Below are 17,268 nucleotides of genomic sequence, written 5' to 3' on the forward strand. Positions count from 1 at the left end.
GCCGGGTCCACCGGGCTGGACGTCACCCTGACCTTCGACGGGCAGCCCGGGACGGTGCCGGTCGCGGTCGGCCGGACGGCCTACCGGATCGTCCAGGAGGCGCTGACCATCGTGACCCGCCACGCCGCGGCCACCACCGCGTCGGTCCACATCGACCACCGGCCCGACTCGCTCGGGATCCGGGTCGAGGACAACGGCACCGGTGCGCCGGCCGCGACCGTCCCCGGCATCGGGCTGCTCGGGATGCGGGAGCGAGTCTTCGCGCTCGGAGGTCAGCTGCGGGCAGAGCCCCGCGAGGAGGGCGGTTTCATGGTCGAAGCGCGACTGCCGGTGGAGCGTACGTCGTGATCCGGGTGCTCCTGGTCGACGACCAGCCGCTCATCCGCAGCGGTTTCCGGGCGCTTCTCGACATCGAGGACGACATCGAGGTCGTCGCCGAGGCGGGCGACGGCGTCCAGGCGGTGGCGCTAGCCCGCGAGCATCGGCCGGACGTGGCGATGGTCGACATCCAGATGCCCGTGGCCGACGGTATCGACGCGACCCGGCGGATCGCTGCCGACCCGGCGCTGGCTGGCGTGCACATCGTGATCCTGACCAACTACGGCATGGACGAGTACGTCCTCGAGGCCCTGCGCGCCGGCGCTGCCGGGTTCCTCGTCAAGGACGTCCAGCCGGAGGACTTCGTGCACGCGGTCCGGGTCGCGGCGCGAGGCGACGCGCTGCTGGCGCCGTCGATCACCCGCGCACTGATCGACCACTACGTCAGCCAGCCCTCCCCAGCCGATGCTCCCCTCGGGCTCGCCGAGCTCACCAACCGGGAGCGCGAGGCGGTCGCCCTGGTCGCCCGGGGCATGACCAACGACCAGGTCGCCGAGGCCATGGTGATCAGCGTGCTGACCGCCAAGACCCACATCAACCGGGCGATGACCAAGCTGCACGCGCGCGACCGCGCGCAGCTCGTCGTCGTCGCGTACGAGTCGGGGTTGGTCGCTCCTAGAGCTCCACGCCGAGCATGACGGGCTCGTTGACGAGCACGATGCCGTACGCCGCCTCGACGCCGTCGCGGATCTCCCGCGCCAGGGCGAGGAGGTCCTCAGTGGTGCCTTGGCCGCGGTTGGTGAGGGCGAGGGTGTGCTTCGTGGAGAGCGAGACGCGGCCGGCGAGAGCTTCGGGCGCATGGCCCTTCTTGAAGCCGGCGTGGTCGATGAGCCAGGCGGCGGAGGTCTTCACGGTGCCGTCTGGCTGGGGGTACGCAGGGGCGCCTTCGGGGACGTCCTCGGGGGCGACCACGGGGTTGGTGAAGAAGGAGCCCGCCGACCAGGTGTCGTGGTCGGCCTCCTCGATGACCATGCCCTTGCTGCTGCGCAGGGCGAGGACGGCTTCGCGGATCTGCTTGGACGGCACCCGGGTGCCCTGCTCGACGCCGAGGGCGCCGGCGAGCTGCGCGTAGGCGATCGGCGAGCCGAGGTCGCCGTCGGTACCCAGCCGGAAGGTCACTTCGAGGACGACGTAGCGGCCGGAGCTGGACTGGTTCGGGCTCTCCGCCAGCAGGTCGGCCTTGAAGCGTGACCAGCGGTAGCCGAACTGGCACTCCTCCGCGGCAAACGTACGCAGCTCCCGCAGCTTCCGGTCGAAGACCTTGACGCTCTCGATGGTCTGGGAGACGTCCTGGCCGTACGCCCCGACGTTCTGGATCGGGGTCGCGCCGACGCTGCCGGGGATGCCGGAGAGCGCCTCGACCCCGCTCCAGCCCTTGTCGACGGCGGTCATGACGAAGTCGTCCCAGGTCTCCCCGGCGGCCACCGTCACACCTACGCCACCCTCCACCGTCTCGGCCGCGACACCCGTGCTCGCGAGCTTGACGACGATGCCGGGGAAGCCCGCGTCGGCGACGATCAGGTTGCTCCCCCCGCCGAGGACGAGTGCGTCCTTGCCGGCGTCGTCGGCCGCGGTGACGGCCTCGACGATCTCGGGCTCGGTGGTCGCGGTGACGAACTCCGCCGCGGGGCCGCCGAGGTGAAAGGTGGTGTGGTTCGACAGCAGCTCGGTCGAAGTGGAGCCCGAGGTGATCGGCTCAGACACGTACGGACACCTTCGGCATCCCCAGGACCTTCTGGGGCTCCCCGGGGTCTGAACGGAGTGGCCCCGAGCCTGTCGAGACCACGGTCAGCTGGATGGTCGCCAGGCCGTCCGCGACCGACTTGACCGTGCCGCTGATCGTCACCTCGGTCCCTGTGTCGTCGTCGGGTACGACGACCGGGTTGGTGAACTTGGCACCGAGGTCGACGACCTCGGCTCCGTCGGTCCACTCGGCGACCGCGCGGGCGACCAGCGCCATCGTGAACATGCCGTGCGCGATCACGCCGGGGAGCCCGACCGCGGTCGCGACCCGGTCGGACCAGTGGATCGGGTTGAAGTCGCCGCTCGCCCCGGCATAGCGCACCAGCGAGGCCCGGGTGATCGGGTAGGTCTTGGGAGCCAGCTCCGCACCGGTCTCCAGCACCGCTGCCGACATCAGGCGACCTCCGCCGCTCGGTGGACCAGCGTGGCCGAGGTCGTGCACACGACCGCACCGGTCTCGTCGGTGATCTCCGAGACCGTGCCGATGATGTCGTTGCCGCCGATCTGCCGCAGCGTGGCGACGCTCAGCGACGCCGCGAGCACATCGCCCGGCACGATCGGCCTTGCGTAGGAGAACTTCTGCTCGCCGTGCACGATCCGGGACAGCTCCACCCCGACCTCGTCCAGGAAGGCGTTCATCGCGTCGAAGGCGAGCACGATCGGGAACGTGGCCGGAACCGGATCCCCGCTCTCCCAGTCCACACCGCTGGCGGCAGCGAACTCCCGCACCTTCTCCTCGGTGGCCCGATAGGGCCTGGTCGGAGGAAACACGCGCCCTACGAGCGACCCATCAACTGCCATGCGTACAACTCTAGTGGCCTGCCGAGAAGTCACCCACGTCGGCCGAGAAGACTTCTGGGCAAATGACGAACGCCCCGCCTCCCGGCCATCTGGAACTCAGTGGCTGGGGCGGGGCGTTCGGAGCGTCGGTCAGCGTCGCGCTCTACTGAGAGGATTCAGCGGGTCTCGCGGTGCGGGGTGTGCTTGCGGCAACGCGGGCAGTACTTGTTGAGCTCGATGCGGTCGGGGTCGTTCCGACGGTTCTTCTTCGAGATGTAGTTCCGCTCCTTGCACTCGGTGCAAGCGAGGGTGATCTTCGGGCGAACGTCGCTGCTCTTGCTGGCCACGGGAGAGTCCTTACGGTGCTGATCGAGGTGTTGCGGTCTTTGGCGGTAGCGGGGGCGGGGATCGAACCCGCGACCTCACGATTATGAGTCGTGCGCTCTAACCGCCTGAGCTACCCCGCCTCAACAGGAATCAGGCCCGCAGTATTCCTACTGCGGGTCCCGAACTCCAGAGCCCCTTTACGGAATCGAACCGTAGACCTTCTCCTTACCATGGAGACGCTCTGCCGACTGAGCTAAAGGGGCGTTGCGAAAGAGAACGTTACGGCAGGGTCGGCGCGCTCAACAAATCGGCGAAGCCCATCGCTTCCTCGAGCTCGAAGGCGAGCCCGAGGAGCATGCTTTCGCGCCCTGGAGCGGCCCCGAACATCATCCCGTGCGGCAGTCCGGAGGGGGTGGTCTGCACCGGCAGAGACACCGCAGGCCCTCCCGTCACGTTCTGCCACGGAGTGAACGCGACCCAGTCCATCAGCCGCTTCAGCACCAGGTCGTAGGGCTGCGTCGGCGCCAGATATCCGACCTCGGGAGTGACATGAGCGACCGTCGGCGTCAGGACCACGTCGTACGCAGCATGGAACCCCTCCGCGAGCGCGGTGGACCGGCGCAGCCGGTTGATCGCGGCCGGCAGCTGGCGCGCGTTCTTGAGGGTCGCCGCGGAGAGCCCGAGGGTGAGGTTGTCCAGGCGCGCGCGGTCCCAGGAGCGGCCACGCAGCGGCCCGGCGTTCGCCAGCGCGACCGCCAGCGAGCCCCAGTAGAGGACGAAGTCGTCGCCGAAGCCCTCCGTCACCGGCGGCACGACCTCCTCGACGCTGTGCCCGAGCTCCTCGAGCACCGAGGCGGTCTTCTTGACCAGGTCGACGACCTCGGGGGACGCCGACCTGCCCAGCGCCTCGGTGTACATCGCCACTCGCAGGCGTCTCGTCGACGGACCGGTGACATCACCGATCGGCGGCAGATTGGTGTGATGGACCCGCTCGGCCTCCCTCAGGAACGCGGCGGTGTCCCGCACCGACCGGCTCAGGACACCGTCGACGACGAGGTTGACCGGCAGCAGGCCGTACAGCGGGTTCTTCGGCAACCGGTCGCGGGTCGGCTTGAACCCGACGACCCCGCACGAGGAGGCCGGGATCCGCAACGACCCGCCCCCATCGTTCCCATGGGCGAGCGGCACGGCGCCGGCGGCGACCAACGCCCCGGCGCCGGCGGAAGAGGCCCCAGCGACCAAACTGGTGTCCCACGGGTTGCGCACCGGCCCGAACCTCGGATGCTCGGCGGTCGCGGAGAAGCCGAACTCGGAGAGCTGGCTCTTGCCGAGCGAGATCAGCCCGAGCTTGCCGAGCAGCTTGACGACCTCCTCGTTGCGGGTCGCCGGGACGGCGACGTACGAATCGGTGCCGTTGCGCGTCGGCACCCCGGCGACGTCGGTGTTGTCCTTGATCAGCGTGGGCACGCCGGCGAAGAAACCGGCGCGCGGCGAACGGGACTGGATCCTCGCCCGGTCGAAGGTCCGGTAGGCCATCCCGCCCAGCTCCGGGTCGACCGCGTCGATCCGGGCGATCGACGCCTCGACCGCCTCGGTGGCGCTGAAGTCGCCGCGACGCAGCGCCTCGGCGATCCCGACCGCGTCGAGGCTGCCCAGGACGTCATCGCTGAAGGCGTGCACGCGAGCCATGGGGCCAACGTTAGGCGCAGACGATGGTCAAAGGAGGAAGTACGCGACGAGCGGGAGCAGGAGACATGTCACAACCGCGGTGAGACCCATCGCCAGCCCCGAGAAGGCGCCCTCGACCCGGCTCTCCTCGAGCATCCGCGCTGTGCCGATGCCGTGGGAGACCGCACCGACGGCGACGCCGCGCGCACGCGGGTCGTGGATCCCGAGCAGGGTCAGCAGCCGGGGCGCGACCATCGCACCGAAGATGCCGATCACGATCGCGAAACACGCCGACAGCTCCGGATAGCCGCCCAGCCGCTCGGCCAGCGCGATCGTCACCGGCGCCGTGACCGCCTTGGTCGTCATCGTCCGCTCCAGCGCGTCGCTGCCGCCGAGCCAGCGCACCAGCAGGATGCCGCTGACCATCGACACGACCGCGCCGGCACCGAGCGCGACCAGGACGGGCACCACCATCCCCTTCAGCCGCGCGGTCTGGTGGTAGAGCGGGATCGCCAGCGCGACCGTCGCCGGCCCGAGCAGGAAGCTGATCAGCGTGGTGGCGTCGGCATAGTCGTCGTACGCCGTGCCGCTGACCATCAGCAGGGCACCGATGAGCACGATCGCGATCGCCACCGGCTGCACGAGCGGCGAACCGGTCCGCTTGCGGAGCCACCGCCCCAGCTCGTACGCAGCGACCGTCACGAACAGCCACAAGATGACGCTCACTCGATCTCCTCCCCCGGCGCGCCTTCGGTGCCGACATCGGGCAGGCGGCGCAGGAACAGGCTGAGCACCCAGCCCACGGTGGCGAGCCCGAGAAGCCAGGAGCCGAGCAGCGCGACCGTGATCGGCAGCGCGGCGTCCCGGATGATGGCGAGGTAGACGATCACGCCGACGCCGGCAGGGATGAAGAAGAGCTGAAGGTGGGAGAGGAAGTAGTCGCCGACCTGGATGATCGGATCCTTCTCGGCGTCGCGGCGGCGCACGACCAGCACGATGAAGAGCAGCAGCATCCCCACCACCGGGCCGGGGAGCGGGATCCCGGTGACGTCGACGATCACTGTGCCGACGAGCTGGCACCCGAGCAGCCAGAGCAGACCTGAGATCACCGGATCACGTTAACGATCCTCCCGGTGCACACCGCCGCAGCGCCGACCGACGGACCGGAGAACGTGAGCGCCCTCACCCGGGGTCAGGCCCGCAGGACGTGCTCGATCGCCATCGCGGCGCAACCCACCAGACCGGAGGAGTCGCCGTGCAGCTGGGCCATGAAGGTGAGCTCCCGGGTGGCGATCGGGTTGGCGCGCGAGTAGACGCTCTCGCGCACCCCGGCGGTGTAGAGGTCGAAGGCGCCGGCCATGTCGCCGCCGATGACGATGACCTCGGGGTTGAGCAGGTTGACGGCGGTGGCCACCACCTCACCGAGCTGTCGTCCACCCTCGCGCAGCAGCCCGCGCGCGACGGCGTCGCCGTCGTTCGCGGCGGCCACCAGGTCGCGTACGTGACCCGCGGGGACGCCGGAGTCGGTCAGTCGCTGGGCGAGCGCCCAGCCGGAGGCGACCGTCTCCAGGCAGCCGGTGGAGCCGCAGCGGCAGGGCCGGTCACCGGCGGCGTCGATTCGGGTGTGCCCGATCTCGCCCGCCGCCCCGAGGGCCCCGGTGACGACCTTGCCGTCGGCGATGATGCCCATGCCGAGACCGGTCGAGGCCTTGACGACCAGGGCGTTGCGTACGGGATGGTCGGCGTTGAAGAGCTCGGAGCGCGCCAGCGCGTGGGCGTCGTGGGCGAGGATCAGCGGCGCATCGGTCAAGGACTGGAAGTAGACGGCCAGCTGGACTCCGTCCCAGCCGCCCATCGCCGGGGTGTCGATGCTCATGCCGAGATCGGGGTTGACCACCCCGGGCAGACTCATCCCGATCGCCAGGACCGGGAGGTCGACCGCGGTCACCATCTTCGTCAGCCGCTCGACGACCTCGGGCATCAGCGCCTCGGCGGAGATGCCCACCTCGTGGTCGCGGGTGTCCCCCGCCAGCTCGCGACCGGCGAGGTCGAAGACCGCTGCCTGGCTGCGGCTGCGGCCGACTGCGACGGCAAGGACTACTCCTGGATCGGGCTGCTCCACATTCACGCGAACGAGTCTAAGACTCGGGAGTCTCCGGGACGGTCAGTGCGTGGTCCCGACGGCCGGTCACAAGGTGGCGAGTCGGCTCGTTACAACGCGCCGGCTCGGCGCTGGTTCTGGTCAGGATGAGCCGACTCGGCGGGGTCAGGAGCGGGAGCGGAGGCGGGCGTTCGGCAGCGGGGGCGCGGGAATCGGCTGCTGGTGGTTGCCCTCGACCACGCCGAAGCGTCCGGCCGCCACGTCCTGGGAGTCCTCGATCACCTCTCCGCCATCGCGGGTGATCTGGTCCTGCCACTCCTGGCGATAGGCGACGACCTCGTCGTGCGTACGCCCCACGAAGTTCCACCACATGATGATCGACTCGCCGAACGGCGGGCCGCCGAGGAGGAGCAGCCGGGTCCAGGCCTCACCGGCCTGCAGGGTCAGCGTCGTGGCGCCCGGGGGCGCGTACGCCAGCGAGTCCTTCTCCACGGTTGCCGAGGCCGGGCCGGACGGGCCGATGCCGGTCATCGACACCTCGCCGGTGTCGACCAGCACCCCGTGCTCGAAACCGGGGTCGACGGGGATCTGGAGCTGCGTGCCCGGCTCGAGCAGGATCTCGGCGCCGAGGAGCGGCGAGTGGGTCCGCACCGGCGAGGTGTCACCCAGGAGCGACCCCAGGAAGACCCGCACCGTCGTCCCGTCACTCTCGATCGGCATCGGCTTGTGGTTCTGGAACGCCGGCTCGGCATCACGGGACTCGTCGGGAAGCGCGACCCACAGCTGCGCACCGTGCAGGACGGTCGTCGAGTCGGTCGAGTTCTCCGAATGGGAGATCCCGCGGCCCGAGGTCATCAGGTTGAGCTCACCCGGACGCACCATCGCCACCGTGCCGACCGAGTCGCGATGCTCGATCTCACCGGTGAACAGCCAGGAGACCGTCGCCAGCCCGGTGTGCGGGTGCGGGGGCACGGACATCCCGCCGGAGACCACGACGTCGTCGGGACCGTAGTGATCCAGGAAGCACCACGCGCCGATCAGGGACCGCGCTCGGGAGGGCAGGGTGCGGCGTACGTTCATCGCCCGCGGACCGCCCAGCGGAACCTGGCGCGGCTCGATGAGCTGGATCTCGACACCTTCGTCACCGGTGCCCCCGACACACTCGACCGGGGTGGGGTGCGCCTCCAGGTTGGTCATGACCCAACGCTACCCCTGAGCGGATGACGCTGGGACTAATACGTTGCGTCGCCATGCCGGCGTCATATCGAGGTCGCCGCTGGGCTACCTCGATGCCACACGATGTGGCCCGTGCTCATCGCCCAGCTCGCGAACTTCGTCGGCCCCACCTCCGGTGGGATGAAGACGGCTCTGGAGGCCCTCGCCCGTGGCTACCTCGACGCCGGCCACGAACGTCTTCTCGTCGTCCCCGGCCCGTACGACACGGTGACCTCGACCGAGCTCGGGGAGGTGGTGCAGCTGCGGGCCCCGCGGGTCGGCGGCGGCTACCGGCTGATCATCGAGCCGTGGCGGGTGACCGACGTGCTGACCCGCTTCAATCCGACGAGCCTCGAGGTCAGCGACAAGTTCACGATGCTGCCGGTCTCGCGCTGGGCCCGGCGTCAGGGCATCGGGACGGTGCTCTTCTCGCACGAGCGTCTCGACGAGTACATGCCCACCTACACCGGGATGGACACCACGTCGAAGGTCTCCACCGCTCTGCTCAACCGGATGCTCGTACGCTCCTTCGACCAGGTGCTGGTGACCTCCGACTACGCCCGGCACGAGTTCGAGCCGCTGGCCTCGACCGTCGGCTGTCCGATCGCCCAGGTGCCGCTGGGCGTCGACCTCGACTTCTTCTCACCCTCCCTCGGACACCGCGACGACACGCTGCGGCTCATCCACGTCGGCCGACTCTCCCGCGAGAAGTCCCCCGACCTCGCCGTCGCCACAGCCGTCGAGCTGCACCGACGCGGGTTCGACGTACGCATGGACGTCTACGGCGACGGTCCGCACCGGGCGGAGATCGAGGCAAGTGCCGCCGGAGCGCCGGTCGTCTTCCACGGACACGTCTCCGACCGCCACCGGATCGCAAGAGCGCTCGCCGAGGCCGACGTCGCCCTCTCCGTGTGCCCGCGGGAGACCTTCGGGCTCGCCGTCCTGGAGGCCCTGACCAGCGGTACGCCGGTGGTGACCGCCGACCGCGGCGGCGCTCGGGAGCTCATCGCCCCCCGGTGCGGAGCCTGGGCCGACGCGCACCCGGCGGCACTGGCCGACGCGGTCATCGATGTCGCCGAGCGACCGGTGACTGCCACCCGGCTCGCGGCCCGCGAACGGGCCGAGCAGTTCCCCTGGGCGCGCACGATCGAGGACATGATCGGGCTCCACGAGAGCCTCGCGCGGGAGACCGCGCCGACCTATCTCCTCGCGCGCTCACGGCAGCGGCAGGCCGCCCGGCGGGCTCGACGCTATGCGTGAACGGAGCCGGGGTCGTCAGGGTGTCGGAGCGCAATTTCTGTTGGGACACCGTTACCCTGCTGTGACCAATCCATGCCAATGATCAGGTTAGGCGAACATGAGCGAGTTGACGACGAAACAGCGCACGCACTTCGCCGACTCCTTCGGACCGGTGTGTCGGGCGTACGGAGAAGATCCGCCGTCCTCCTACGACTATCGAGACGTCACCTGTGGTGAATGTCGGCATGCCGCGCCCTACATCAGTGCGCTGCCCGAGCACCTCAAGCCCAGGTCGACCAGGCGGCGCTCCTGGCCGCGGTCGATGCAAGAGCACGCCTGAAGCACGCACCGACGCGGCAGCGGCTCACTTATCAGCCGTGAATCGCTCCCGGGCGATCCCGGTTGACCCCGTCTGCTCCGGCGTCCAGCGCCCGGCGGACCGCGACCGGGCCAGCCCGAGGATCCCGGCGACCAGCATCACGCCGGCGCACACCGCCACCCACAGCGTGGGAGCCGAGGCGCCGAAGGCGACCACTGCCGCGACGTACGAGACCGTGGGGTTGGTGATCGTCATCGCCGCCATCGCCCAGGGCAGCGGGCCGGCGGCGAGAGCGGCCTGGGTGAGCACGATCCCGAGCCCGCAGGTGCACAGCAGTCCGTAGAACGCCGGCAGCGTGAGCAACCCGAGGAAGCCGTCCGCGGCGGCCCGGTCCGCGGTGATCTTCAGCAGCACCGAGGTGGTCGCGAACGAGCAGCCTGCCGCCACCGCCGTGGTCGCGGCCGCGATCGGCGGCGGGAACCGGTGCGCCACCAGAAGGAGCACGCAGATCACCACCGCGACGCACGCGGCGAAGAGCGCGACCCGGCCGACCTCGGCGTACGTGCCTCCGCGATGGTCGTCGGTGACCAGCAGGATGACGCCGCCACAGATGGCGGCGCCGCTGGCCCAGTCGGCGAGCGTCGGCCTGTGCCGTGCCGCGACGGCGGCGAAGACGAGCGCGAAGAGCAGCTGCGTGGGCATCACCGACTGCACCACCGAGACCGACCCCAGGTGAAGAGCCACCGCCTGCACCCCGAACCCGACCGCGTTGACCACCGCACCGGTCACCCACAGCGGGTTGCGCACCAGGGCGAGCATCAGCTGCTCGGCACCCGCGATCCCGCCGCTGCGCCCGGGCGCCATCGCGCTCGCGCTCTGCTGCACCGCGGCCGAGAGGGAGAACAGGACGCATGCTCCGATGGCCAGCCCTACGGCGGCGGCATGATCCATGCTCGGACTTTGACCAGCCGAGTTGAACGCCGACCTGACGACGGACTCCCGGCAACGGTGTGTTCGGTGAATTTCGTCCTTACGCCGGCGGCCATCTATCCCCCTAACAGCATTACCGGCCGGTATGCAACGTTTACGTCCACTTGGTAACCAACAGGCCGTGTCGCTCTGGCCATCATTCTGTTGCTATCCATAGCGTCGGTGATCGGCCTGGGACGTGTAGGCGCGCAAAACGTCAACACACCGCGGTCGCTGATGTTGTTTCAATTCGAATTGACCGACGAAAGGTAAGAAATGAGCAAGAAGACAGGGATGGTTCGCCGCGCCGCGGCCGTAGCCGCCTTCTCGGGTGTCGCCCTCGCACTGACGACCGGATCCGCCACCGCGGCCCCGGTCACCGACGACGCCAGCAGCTCCGTCAGCACCTCGACCGGTGACCTCTCGCCCTCGACGCAGAAGGCGTGGGAGGACTTCATCATCGGCGGGTCGTTCATGGCCGGCGGCGCTGCCCAGATGGTCAGCGGCGCCTGGATCGGTGCCCCGGGCACGCTCCTCTCCGGTGCCACCGGCGCCCCCATGACCCCCGAGCAGATGGAGGCCTGGGAGAACTGGAACGAGGGCGGCCACAAGGTCGGCATGGGTGCGGCCATGGTCGTCGCCGGTGCCTACATCGGCGCGCCGGGCTACATCTACGACAAGATCACCGAGGGCGCCGGCCCGAGCGACCTGTCGCCCTCCGAGCTCGAGCAGGTCTCGTTCCTGATCCCTCAGGACAGCCCGGTTCTCGACGGCGTCCCGACCGATCAGGTCCCGAACCCGATGTCTCCTCTCGGCTCCTTCTGAGCCAACGCGACCACAGTCGGGCGATCGTCATACCCACCACGATCTGACCGGCCACGTCGCACAGATGGCCCTGGGCGTGCACTCGTGCACGCTCGGGGCCGTCGGCACGTTTTGGCCGGCGCTCCTCAGTCGTAGGCCAGGGGCTCCTCGATCACGTCCATCACGGCCCCGGCGACCCAGTAGTGGCTGCCGCCGCGGCCCGACCGGCCGGCCGCCTCGATCCACCCGCGCCGTTCGGCGTCCTGGATCAGGTTGCGCGCGCCCTGGTTGGTCAGGCCGGTCGCCTCCTGGACCCGCTTCACCGTCACGTACGGATTGGCGAACAGCAGCGTGACCAGCCCGGACAGGTTCGCGCGCGAGGTCGCGGCCTCCTCGAGATAGCTCTCCCTGAGCGCGACCAGGCGCTCGGACCTGGTCGTCGCGTCCTCCGCCGAGCGTCGCACCGCGGTGAGGAAGAACTGCAGCCACTCCTGCATCTCGCCGCGCTCCCGGACGCTCTGCAGCCGCTGATAGTAGGTCTGCCGGTTGGCCTCGATGTAGCCCGAGAGATAGAGCAGCGGCGTCGTCAGTCGCCCCTCCTCCATCAGCATCAGGTTGATCAGCAGCCGCCCGATGCGCCCGTTGCCGTCGAGGAACGGGTGGATCGTCTCGAACTGGTAGTGCATCAGCGCGCACCGCACCAGTGTCGGGCTGAGGTCGGGGACGTTGACGTACGCCTCCCAGTCGGCGAGCAGCTCGGCCAGGTCGTGCGGGAGGGGTGGGACGTACGCGGCGGTCGTCGGGTTGTCGGTCGGCGAACCGACCCACACCGGGGTGCGCCGGAACTCGCCGGGGCTGCGCTCCTGACCTCTGACGCCCGTGAGCAGGGTCTTGTGGAGCTCGAGGACGAGGCGCCGGCTCAACGGCCACGACCTGATCAGCTCGAACCCCTGCCGGGTCGCGGCGAGGTACGCCTCGACCTCGGCGACGTCCTCGCTCCCGGCCAGGGCCGAGGACGTCCGACCACCCGCCTCGGCCTGGAGGACCTCCTTGAGGGTGGTCTGGGTGCCCTCGATCCGTGACGAGGCGACGGCCTCCTGGGTCAGATACGGCCCGATCAGCAGCTCTGGGTCCTGGATCAGCGCGCTCACGCCCTGAAGGCGGCCCAGGGCGGCATCGGCATCCGAGAGCGCCTTCACGGTGAGCGGCCGCAACGCTAGGTCACGCGGGATGTGGGCCGGTCGGTAGTACCAGTAGGCCCACCTGTTCCCCGGCTCCCTGGTCGCGCTGCCGAACTGCGGCGCGTCATACCTGTCCGGGTCCATGTCCGGTCAACTTACCAGTCAGATCGCGCCAGAGTTGGAAGTTATCGGCAACTTCCAACCGGGACTTGGGAGTTTCCGGCCAACATCCAACTCCAGCGGCGATCTAGGCTGGGGAGGTGCAGTTCGGCCAGTATCCCGCTCCCCGCCATACGATCGCCCATCTCTCCGACCCCCACCTCTACGCCGGTGACCGGCTCATCTTCGGCAAGGTGGACCCCGAGCCGGGCTTCGCGCGCGCTCTGGAGCGGCTGCGCGGCATGGTGACGCCGCCCCAGGCCATCGTCTTCACCGGGGACCTCGCCGACCTGGGTGAGCGCGACGCGTACGTACGTCTTCGCGAGCAGGTCGAGCCGGTCGCCGACGAGCTCGGCGCCGAGCTGATCTGGGTGATGGGCAACCACGACGAGCGCGAGATCTACTCCGAGGTGCTCTTCGGGGAGGCCTCCGACGCACCTCAGGACCGGGTCTACGACATCGCCGGCCTGCGGATCGTCGTCCTGGACACGACCGTGCCCGGCTGGCACCACGGCGACCTCACCGAGCCACAGCTCGAGTGGCTCGGCGACGTACTGAAGGATCCCGCACCCCACGGCACGCTGCTGGCGATGCATCACCCGCCGGTCCCGCTGCCGCTCAACGAGGCCAGCGTGATCATCGAGCTCGACGGCCAGGACCGGCTCGCCGAGGTGCTGGAGGGCACCGATGTACGCGCCGTTCTCGCAGGTCACCTGCACTACTCGACCAGCACGACCTTCGCCGGCATCCCGGTCTCGGTCGCCTCCGCGAGCTGCTACACCGCCGCCCCGGCGACCCTCGACCGCTACTCCGCCTCCGTCGACGGCCACCAGGCGATCTCGCTGGTCCACCTCTACGACGAGGGTGCCGGCGGCGTCCCCGGCGCCCCGGTCGTGCACACCACCGTGCCCATCGGCGAGGCCACCGAGGTCGCCGGCTTCCCCTCCTCGGTGATCGAGAAGCTCGCCCCGATGTCCCCCGCCGAGCGCCGCGACCTCTTCTCCCGCAAGGGCAAAGCCGCTCGCGCCCTTCGGCGTCAGCTCCGAGACTGACGTTTTCGGCCCCCGATCTCCGTCTCGAGGCTGATGTCGGCGTACGTCCGCACGCGGAACCATGGCTGCAACAGTCAACGACGACAGGAGCAGGCATGTCTCGGAAGATCCTCCGCACGGGCACCGCAGCACTGGCAGCGGTGCTCCTCCCCCTGGCGGCCATCCCCGCCGCGTACGCCGATCCCGCCCCAGACCCGTCAGCGGGCTGGCAGGACCCGACCGCGCTGACCCGGGAGGCGACCGCGATCGCCGAGAAGGCGGCCGCCAAGCAGCAAGGGGCGAGGGCGAAGGCGGCTCCTTCCGCCGCCGACCTGGACGCCGCCGTCGACGCGCTCATCGCCGACGGGGCCGTGGGCGTGACCGCCCGCGTCGAGACGCCCGACCTGGAGTGGTCAGGGGCCGGCGGCGTACGTGAGGCCGGCAAGGCCAAGCCCGTCAAGGACGGCGACCGCTTCCACATCGCCAGCAACACCAAGACCCTGATCGCGACCCTGGTTATGCAGGAGGTCGAGCGGGGCACCTGGACCCTCGAGACCCCTGCCAACGATGTGCTCCCGGGCATCTTTCCCGACGGCGTCACGATCCGGCACCTGCTCAACCACACCTCCGGCGCCCCGCGCGGGCCCGAGGAGCTGATCTACGAGCGCATCGAGGACCCGACCTCGTGGGACCAGACGATCGACGCCCTCGGCCAGTACTACTCCGAGACCGAGCACCTCGCCGTGATGGGCGAGACCGGCTGGCTCTTCGAGCCCGGCACCGACTTCTCCTACTCCAACTACGGCTACGTCGGTCTCGGGGTCATGCTCGAGAAGGAGACCGGTGAGAGGGTCGAGGACCTCGTACGCCAGCGGGTGCTCGAGCCCGCGGGCATGCGTCAGAGCGCGTACCCGACCGATGCCCGCAACCGCGGACCGTTCCTCGAGGACGCCGGCTACTACGAGGGCGAGTGGCGGCCGATGACCGACCTGCACCCGAGCATCTTCCACGCCGCCGGTGCGGCGACGAGCACGACCGAGGATCTGGCCGACCTCAACGAGTCGCTCCTCACCGGAGAGCTGCTCAGCCCGGCCTCCGTCGAGAAGATGCTGCCCCCGATCGCAGGCAGCACCGACCCGGACTACGGGTTCGGGATCTACCGGGTCGCCGACCCGTGCAACGAGGGCGAGTATCTCTACGGCCACGACGGCGCTCACATGGGCGCCCAGTCGATCAGCTGGGGCTCGCCGGACGGCGCCCGCCAGGTCACCCTCGGCTGGACCGGTCGCAACTGGGACAGCACCGACGAGCTCTACGACCTCGGTCTGCTGCTCGAGCCGATGCTGCTCGCGACCTGCTGATACGGGCTCCCGAGACGGGCCGGTGCCCGTCGCCGTGGTCAGGGTCGCAGGATGCGACGCTCGATGGCCGTGGCGACGGCGCCGGCGCGGGTGTCCACGCCGAGCTTGGTGTAGATGTGCGAGAGGTGCGACTTGACCGTCGCCTCGCTGACCAGGAGCTCGCGGGCCATCTCCTTGTTGCCCAGCCCGCGCGCCAGCAGCCGCAGGATCTCGACCTCACGCGGGCTCACCTTCGGCTCCGGTGAGGCCGCCTGCCTCAGCAGCCGGGAGGCGACCGATGGCGCCAGCACGGTCTCTCCCCGCGCGGTGCCGCGGATCGCCCTGAACAGCTCCTCGGGCGGAGCGTCCTTCAGCAGATAGCCCGACGCACCAGCGTCGACCGCCTCGAGGACGTCGGCCTCGGTGTCGTACGTGGTCAGCACGAGCACCTGCGGAGGCGACGGCAGCTCGCGGAGCAGCCGGGTGGTCTCGGCACCGCCTGGTCCCTCGCCCAGGCTGAGATCCATCAGCACCACGTCCGGACCGGTCTCGCCGACGACCGCGACGGCCTGGGCCGAGTCGGCCGCCTCGCCGACGACGTCGAGGTCGTCCTGGGCGTCCACCAGGGCGCGTACGCCGGCCCGGACCACCGGATGGTCGTCGACCAGCACCACCCGGACGCGTTGCTCAACCACGACGTTCCTCCCCCTGCTGCGACTGCGTCCCGGAGAACGAGGCTGCGATCACGGTGCCCTCGCCCGGGGCGCTCTCGACGACCAAGTCTCCACCCAGCAGCCGGGCGCGCGCTCGCATTCCCGCCAGGCCGTGACCGCGCAAGCTGTCGGGCTCCTCCGCAAGGTGGGACGGGTCGAACCCGGCTCCGCCGTCGCGTACGTCCAGGGCGACCCCGGCCTCATGAAAGGTGAGGGACACGACCGCCGTGGTCGCGCAGGCGTGCTCGGCGACGTTGGCGAGCGCGCCCCGCAGCGTGCGTACGACGGCCGTCGCCACCCGCCCGCCAACGTCGATCGGATCACCGTGGACATGGACCGAGACCGCGAGCCCGGAGGTGGCGGCGACGTCGTCGGCGACCTGGCGTACGGCGGTGACCAGGGCCGATCCGCCGGCCAGCTCCGCGGGCGCGAGGTCGCGCACCACGCGTCGCGCCTCGTCCAGCGAGGAGCGCGCCATGGTGGCCGCCTGGTCGACGTGGTCACGGGCGTCGGCCGGGCGCGACTCCCACTCCTGGTCGGCGGCCAGGAGCAGCAGGTTGATGCTGGTCAGACCCTGGGCGACGCTGTCGTGGATCTCCCGGCTCAACCGGGCGCGCTCGGCCACCACGCCGGCCCGGCGCTCGGCGTCGGCGACCTCGTCCTGGGCCGCTTCGAGGTCGTCGAGGAGAGCCCGCCGGGTCGCGGCGTCGCGCTCCAGCGCGCGATAGGCGGTCACCGCGAGCACCGCCACGCAGACCGGCCCCAGCAGCACGGTCGGATCGACCAGGCCGGTCATCCGGCTCCACGCGAGCGCGACGACCGCGACCAGGAAGACGGTGACGGCCACCGCCCAGCGGACCGGCAGCACCCGGAGCGCGTGAAAGACGAGCGGCCCCGCCGCCCACGAGAACGAGGGCGCGATGAGCGCCAGGACCGTCCAGCAGGCGACCACCGCGGCCAGCCAGACGATGGCGGCCGTGCCGGCGAGGCGCCGGCCGGCTGCGTACGCGATCAGGAGCACGGCCGCACCGGGCAGCACCACCTCGGCCCGGTCACCCAGACCGTGCCCCTGCAGATAGCGCACCACCGAGGCGACGACGAGCACGACCAGGGAGATGTGCAACCAGCGGTCGAGCAGCGTCTGGCCTGCCAGGATCCCGCCGGCGCTCGGAGCCGGCCCGGAAGCGAGCCCTGAAGCTGGCTCTGAGGGCGACTCTGAGGGTGGCGCGGCATCGGTCGACATGGTCGCTACAGGCTACGGCCGGTCTCCGGGACCCGGCATCATCCGATCGGCTATCCGG

The 17,268-nt window shown here is 70.2% G+C and carries 20 protein-coding genes and 2 tRNA genes; 7 read left to right on the top strand and 15 right to left on the bottom strand.

Features of this window, described 5'->3' with window-relative positions; translation table 11 throughout:
- On the top strand, positions 1-348 hold a 348-nt coding region (locus tag ACRDPS_RS19780), incomplete at its 5' end, for a sensor histidine kinase (protein WP_431503373.1).
- Complete coding sequence (locus ACRDPS_RS19785; RefSeq protein ID WP_431503374.1) at positions 345-1,016, top strand: response regulator; 672 nt, start codon at positions 345-347, stop codon at positions 1,014-1,016. The genes ACRDPS_RS19780 and ACRDPS_RS19785, both read left to right, overlap by 4 nt.
- Here the strand turns inward: ACRDPS_RS19785 and ACRDPS_RS19790 are convergent.
- The 11 genes from ACRDPS_RS19790 to ACRDPS_RS19840 all read right to left on the bottom strand — a co-directional run bounded on the left by ACRDPS_RS19790 (position 994) and on the right by ACRDPS_RS19840 (position 8,194).
- Positions 994-2,082 carry a UDP-N-acetylmuramate dehydrogenase gene (locus tag ACRDPS_RS19790; protein WP_431503375.1) on the bottom strand — a complete coding sequence of 363 codons (1,089 nt, stop codon included), beginning with the start codon at positions 2,080-2,082 and terminating at the stop codon, positions 994-996. The two genes, ACRDPS_RS19785 and ACRDPS_RS19790, sit on opposite strands and share 23 nt — an antisense overlap.
- Positions 2,075-2,515: a MaoC/PaaZ C-terminal domain-containing protein gene (locus ACRDPS_RS19795; protein WP_431503376.1), complete on the bottom strand. Its 441-nt coding sequence runs from the start codon at positions 2,513-2,515 to the stop codon at positions 2,075-2,077. Before ACRDPS_RS19795 ends, ACRDPS_RS19790 begins: the two co-directional genes overlap by 8 nt.
- Positions 2,515-2,922 carry an FAS1-like dehydratase domain-containing protein gene (locus ACRDPS_RS19800; protein ID WP_431503377.1) on the bottom strand — a complete coding sequence of 136 codons (408 nt, stop codon included), beginning with the start codon at positions 2,920-2,922 and terminating at the stop codon, positions 2,515-2,517. Before ACRDPS_RS19800 ends, ACRDPS_RS19795 begins: the two co-directional genes overlap by 1 nt.
- Positions 2,923-3,077: 155 nt before the next feature.
- Positions 3,078-3,248: a 50S ribosomal protein L33 gene (gene rpmG / locus ACRDPS_RS19805; protein WP_355019358.1), complete on the bottom strand. Its 171-nt coding sequence runs from the start codon at positions 3,246-3,248 to the stop codon at positions 3,078-3,080.
- Between the two features lie 46 nt (positions 3,249-3,294).
- A tRNA-Met gene (locus tag ACRDPS_RS19810) sits at positions 3,295-3,368 on the bottom strand.
- A 50-nt stretch (positions 3,369-3,418) separates the two neighbouring features.
- A tRNA-Thr gene (locus tag ACRDPS_RS19815) sits at positions 3,419-3,491 on the bottom strand.
- Positions 3,492-3,507: 16 nt separating this feature from the next.
- Positions 3,508-4,917 (bottom strand): amidase, encoded by a 1,410-nt coding sequence (locus tag ACRDPS_RS19820; RefSeq protein WP_431503378.1) that lies wholly within the window; start codon positions 4,915-4,917, stop codon positions 3,508-3,510.
- 27 nt (positions 4,918-4,944) lie between these two features.
- Complete coding sequence (locus tag ACRDPS_RS19825) at positions 4,945-5,622, bottom strand: LrgB family protein (protein WP_431503379.1); 678 nt, start codon at positions 5,620-5,622, stop codon at positions 4,945-4,947.
- Positions 5,619-6,005, bottom strand: a complete 387-nt coding sequence (locus ACRDPS_RS19830) for a CidA/LrgA family protein (protein WP_431503380.1) — start codon at positions 6,003-6,005, stop codon at positions 5,619-5,621. The genes ACRDPS_RS19825 and ACRDPS_RS19830 overlap by 4 nt, the downstream gene beginning before the upstream one ends.
- An 83-nt stretch (positions 6,006-6,088) precedes the next feature.
- Positions 6,089-7,024: an ROK family protein gene (locus ACRDPS_RS19835; protein WP_431503381.1), complete on the bottom strand. Its 936-nt coding sequence runs from the start codon at positions 7,022-7,024 to the stop codon at positions 6,089-6,091.
- A gap of 138 nt (positions 7,025-7,162) precedes the next feature.
- The gene (locus ACRDPS_RS19840; RefSeq protein WP_431503382.1) at positions 7,163-8,194 is read right to left on the bottom strand and encodes a pirin family protein; all 1,032 of its coding nucleotides are present in this window, start codon (positions 8,192-8,194) and stop codon (positions 7,163-7,165) included.
- Positions 8,195-8,296: 102 nt separating this feature from the next.
- On the opposite strand from ACRDPS_RS19840, the gene ACRDPS_RS19845 reads away from it, so the two are divergent.
- Complete coding sequence (locus ACRDPS_RS19845) at positions 8,297-9,472, top strand: glycosyltransferase (RefSeq protein ID WP_431503383.1); 1,176 nt, start codon at positions 8,297-8,299, stop codon at positions 9,470-9,472.
- Between the two features lie 97 nt (positions 9,473-9,569).
- On the top strand, positions 9,570-9,791 hold the full coding sequence (locus ACRDPS_RS19850; RefSeq protein ID WP_431503384.1) for a hypothetical protein: 222 nt from the start codon (positions 9,570-9,572) through the stop codon (positions 9,789-9,791).
- Positions 9,792-9,815: 24 nt separating this feature from the next.
- On the opposite strand, the gene ACRDPS_RS19855 is transcribed toward ACRDPS_RS19850, so the two are convergent.
- Complete coding sequence (locus ACRDPS_RS19855; RefSeq protein WP_431503385.1) at positions 9,816-10,721, bottom strand: DMT family transporter; 906 nt, start codon at positions 10,719-10,721, stop codon at positions 9,816-9,818.
- Positions 10,722-11,015: 294 nt separating this feature from the next.
- Between ACRDPS_RS19855 and ACRDPS_RS19860 the strand changes: the two genes are divergently transcribed.
- Complete coding sequence (locus ACRDPS_RS19860) at positions 11,016-11,564, top strand: type III effector (RefSeq protein WP_431503386.1); 549 nt, start codon at positions 11,016-11,018, stop codon at positions 11,562-11,564.
- A gap of 125 nt (positions 11,565-11,689) precedes the next feature.
- On the opposite strand, the gene ACRDPS_RS19865 is transcribed toward ACRDPS_RS19860, so the two are convergent.
- Entirely contained in the window at positions 11,690-12,868 is a 1,179-nt protein-coding gene (locus ACRDPS_RS19865; protein WP_431503387.1) for a Fic family protein, read from the bottom strand.
- Between the two features lie 116 nt (positions 12,869-12,984).
- Here ACRDPS_RS19865 and ACRDPS_RS19870 point away from each other — a divergent pair, with 116 nt between their 5' ends.
- Both ACRDPS_RS19870 and ACRDPS_RS19875 read left to right on the top strand, forming a co-directional pair.
- Positions 12,985-13,935 (top strand): metallophosphoesterase, encoded by a 951-nt coding sequence (locus ACRDPS_RS19870; RefSeq protein ID WP_431503388.1) that lies wholly within the window; start codon positions 12,985-12,987, stop codon positions 13,933-13,935.
- Positions 13,936-14,030: 95 nt separating this feature from the next.
- Complete coding sequence (locus ACRDPS_RS19875) at positions 14,031-15,275, top strand: serine hydrolase domain-containing protein (protein ID WP_431503389.1); 1,245 nt, start codon at positions 14,031-14,033, stop codon at positions 15,273-15,275.
- A 38-nt stretch (positions 15,276-15,313) separates the two neighbouring features.
- Here ACRDPS_RS19875 and ACRDPS_RS19880 read toward each other — a convergent pair whose 3' ends face one another.
- Entirely contained in the window at positions 15,314-15,949 is a 636-nt protein-coding gene (locus ACRDPS_RS19880) for a response regulator (RefSeq protein ID WP_431503390.1), read from the bottom strand.
- On the bottom strand, positions 15,942-17,210 hold the full coding sequence (locus ACRDPS_RS19885; protein ID WP_431503391.1) for a sensor histidine kinase: 1,269 nt from the start codon (positions 17,208-17,210) through the stop codon (positions 15,942-15,944). Before ACRDPS_RS19885 ends, ACRDPS_RS19880 begins: the two co-directional genes overlap by 8 nt.
- Positions 17,211-17,268 lie beyond the last annotated feature (58 nt).

It is taken from the genome of Nocardioides sp. (assembly GCF_050699375.1).
In the GTDB taxonomy this organism is placed as follows: domain Bacteria; phylum Actinomycetota; class Actinomycetes; order Propionibacteriales; family Nocardioidaceae; genus Nocardioides.

Excerpts from the sequence above, each read along its gene's own strand:
- ACRDPS_RS19820 (WP_431503378.1), bottom strand. The coding sequence starts at position 4,917 with ATGGCTCGCGTGCACGCCTTCAGCGATGACGTCCTGGGCAGCCTCGAC.
- ACRDPS_RS19845 (WP_431503383.1), top strand. The coding sequence starts at position 8,297 with ATGTGGCCCGTGCTCATCGCCCAGCTCGCGAACTTCGTCGGCCCCACC.
- ACRDPS_RS19875 (WP_431503389.1), top strand. The coding sequence starts at position 14,031 with ATGTCTCGGAAGATCCTCCGCACGGGCACCGCAGCACTGGCAGCGGTG.
- ACRDPS_RS19855 (WP_431503385.1), bottom strand. The coding sequence starts at position 10,721 with ATGGATCATGCCGCCGCCGTAGGGCTGGCCATCGGAGCATGCGTCCTG.
- ACRDPS_RS19865 (WP_431503387.1), bottom strand. The coding sequence starts at position 12,868 with ATGGACCCGGACAGGTATGACGCGCCGCAGTTCGGCAGCGCGACCAGG.
- ACRDPS_RS19860 (WP_431503386.1), top strand. The coding sequence starts at position 11,016 with ATGAGCAAGAAGACAGGGATGGTTCGCCGCGCCGCGGCCGTAGCCGCC.
- ACRDPS_RS19850 (WP_431503384.1), top strand. The coding sequence starts at position 9,570 with ATGAGCGAGTTGACGACGAAACAGCGCACGCACTTCGCCGACTCCTTC.
- ACRDPS_RS19885 (WP_431503391.1), bottom strand. The coding sequence starts at position 17,210 with ATGTCGACCGATGCCGCGCCACCCTCAGAGTCGCCCTCAGAGCCAGCT.
- ACRDPS_RS19795 (WP_431503376.1), bottom strand. The coding sequence starts at position 2,515 with ATGTCGGCAGCGGTGCTGGAGACCGGTGCGGAGCTGGCTCCCAAGACC.
- ACRDPS_RS19800 (WP_431503377.1), bottom strand. The coding sequence starts at position 2,922 with ATGGCAGTTGATGGGTCGCTCGTAGGGCGCGTGTTTCCTCCGACCAGG.
- ACRDPS_RS19840 (WP_431503382.1), bottom strand. The coding sequence starts at position 8,194 with ATGACCAACCTGGAGGCGCACCCCACCCCGGTCGAGTGTGTCGGGGGC.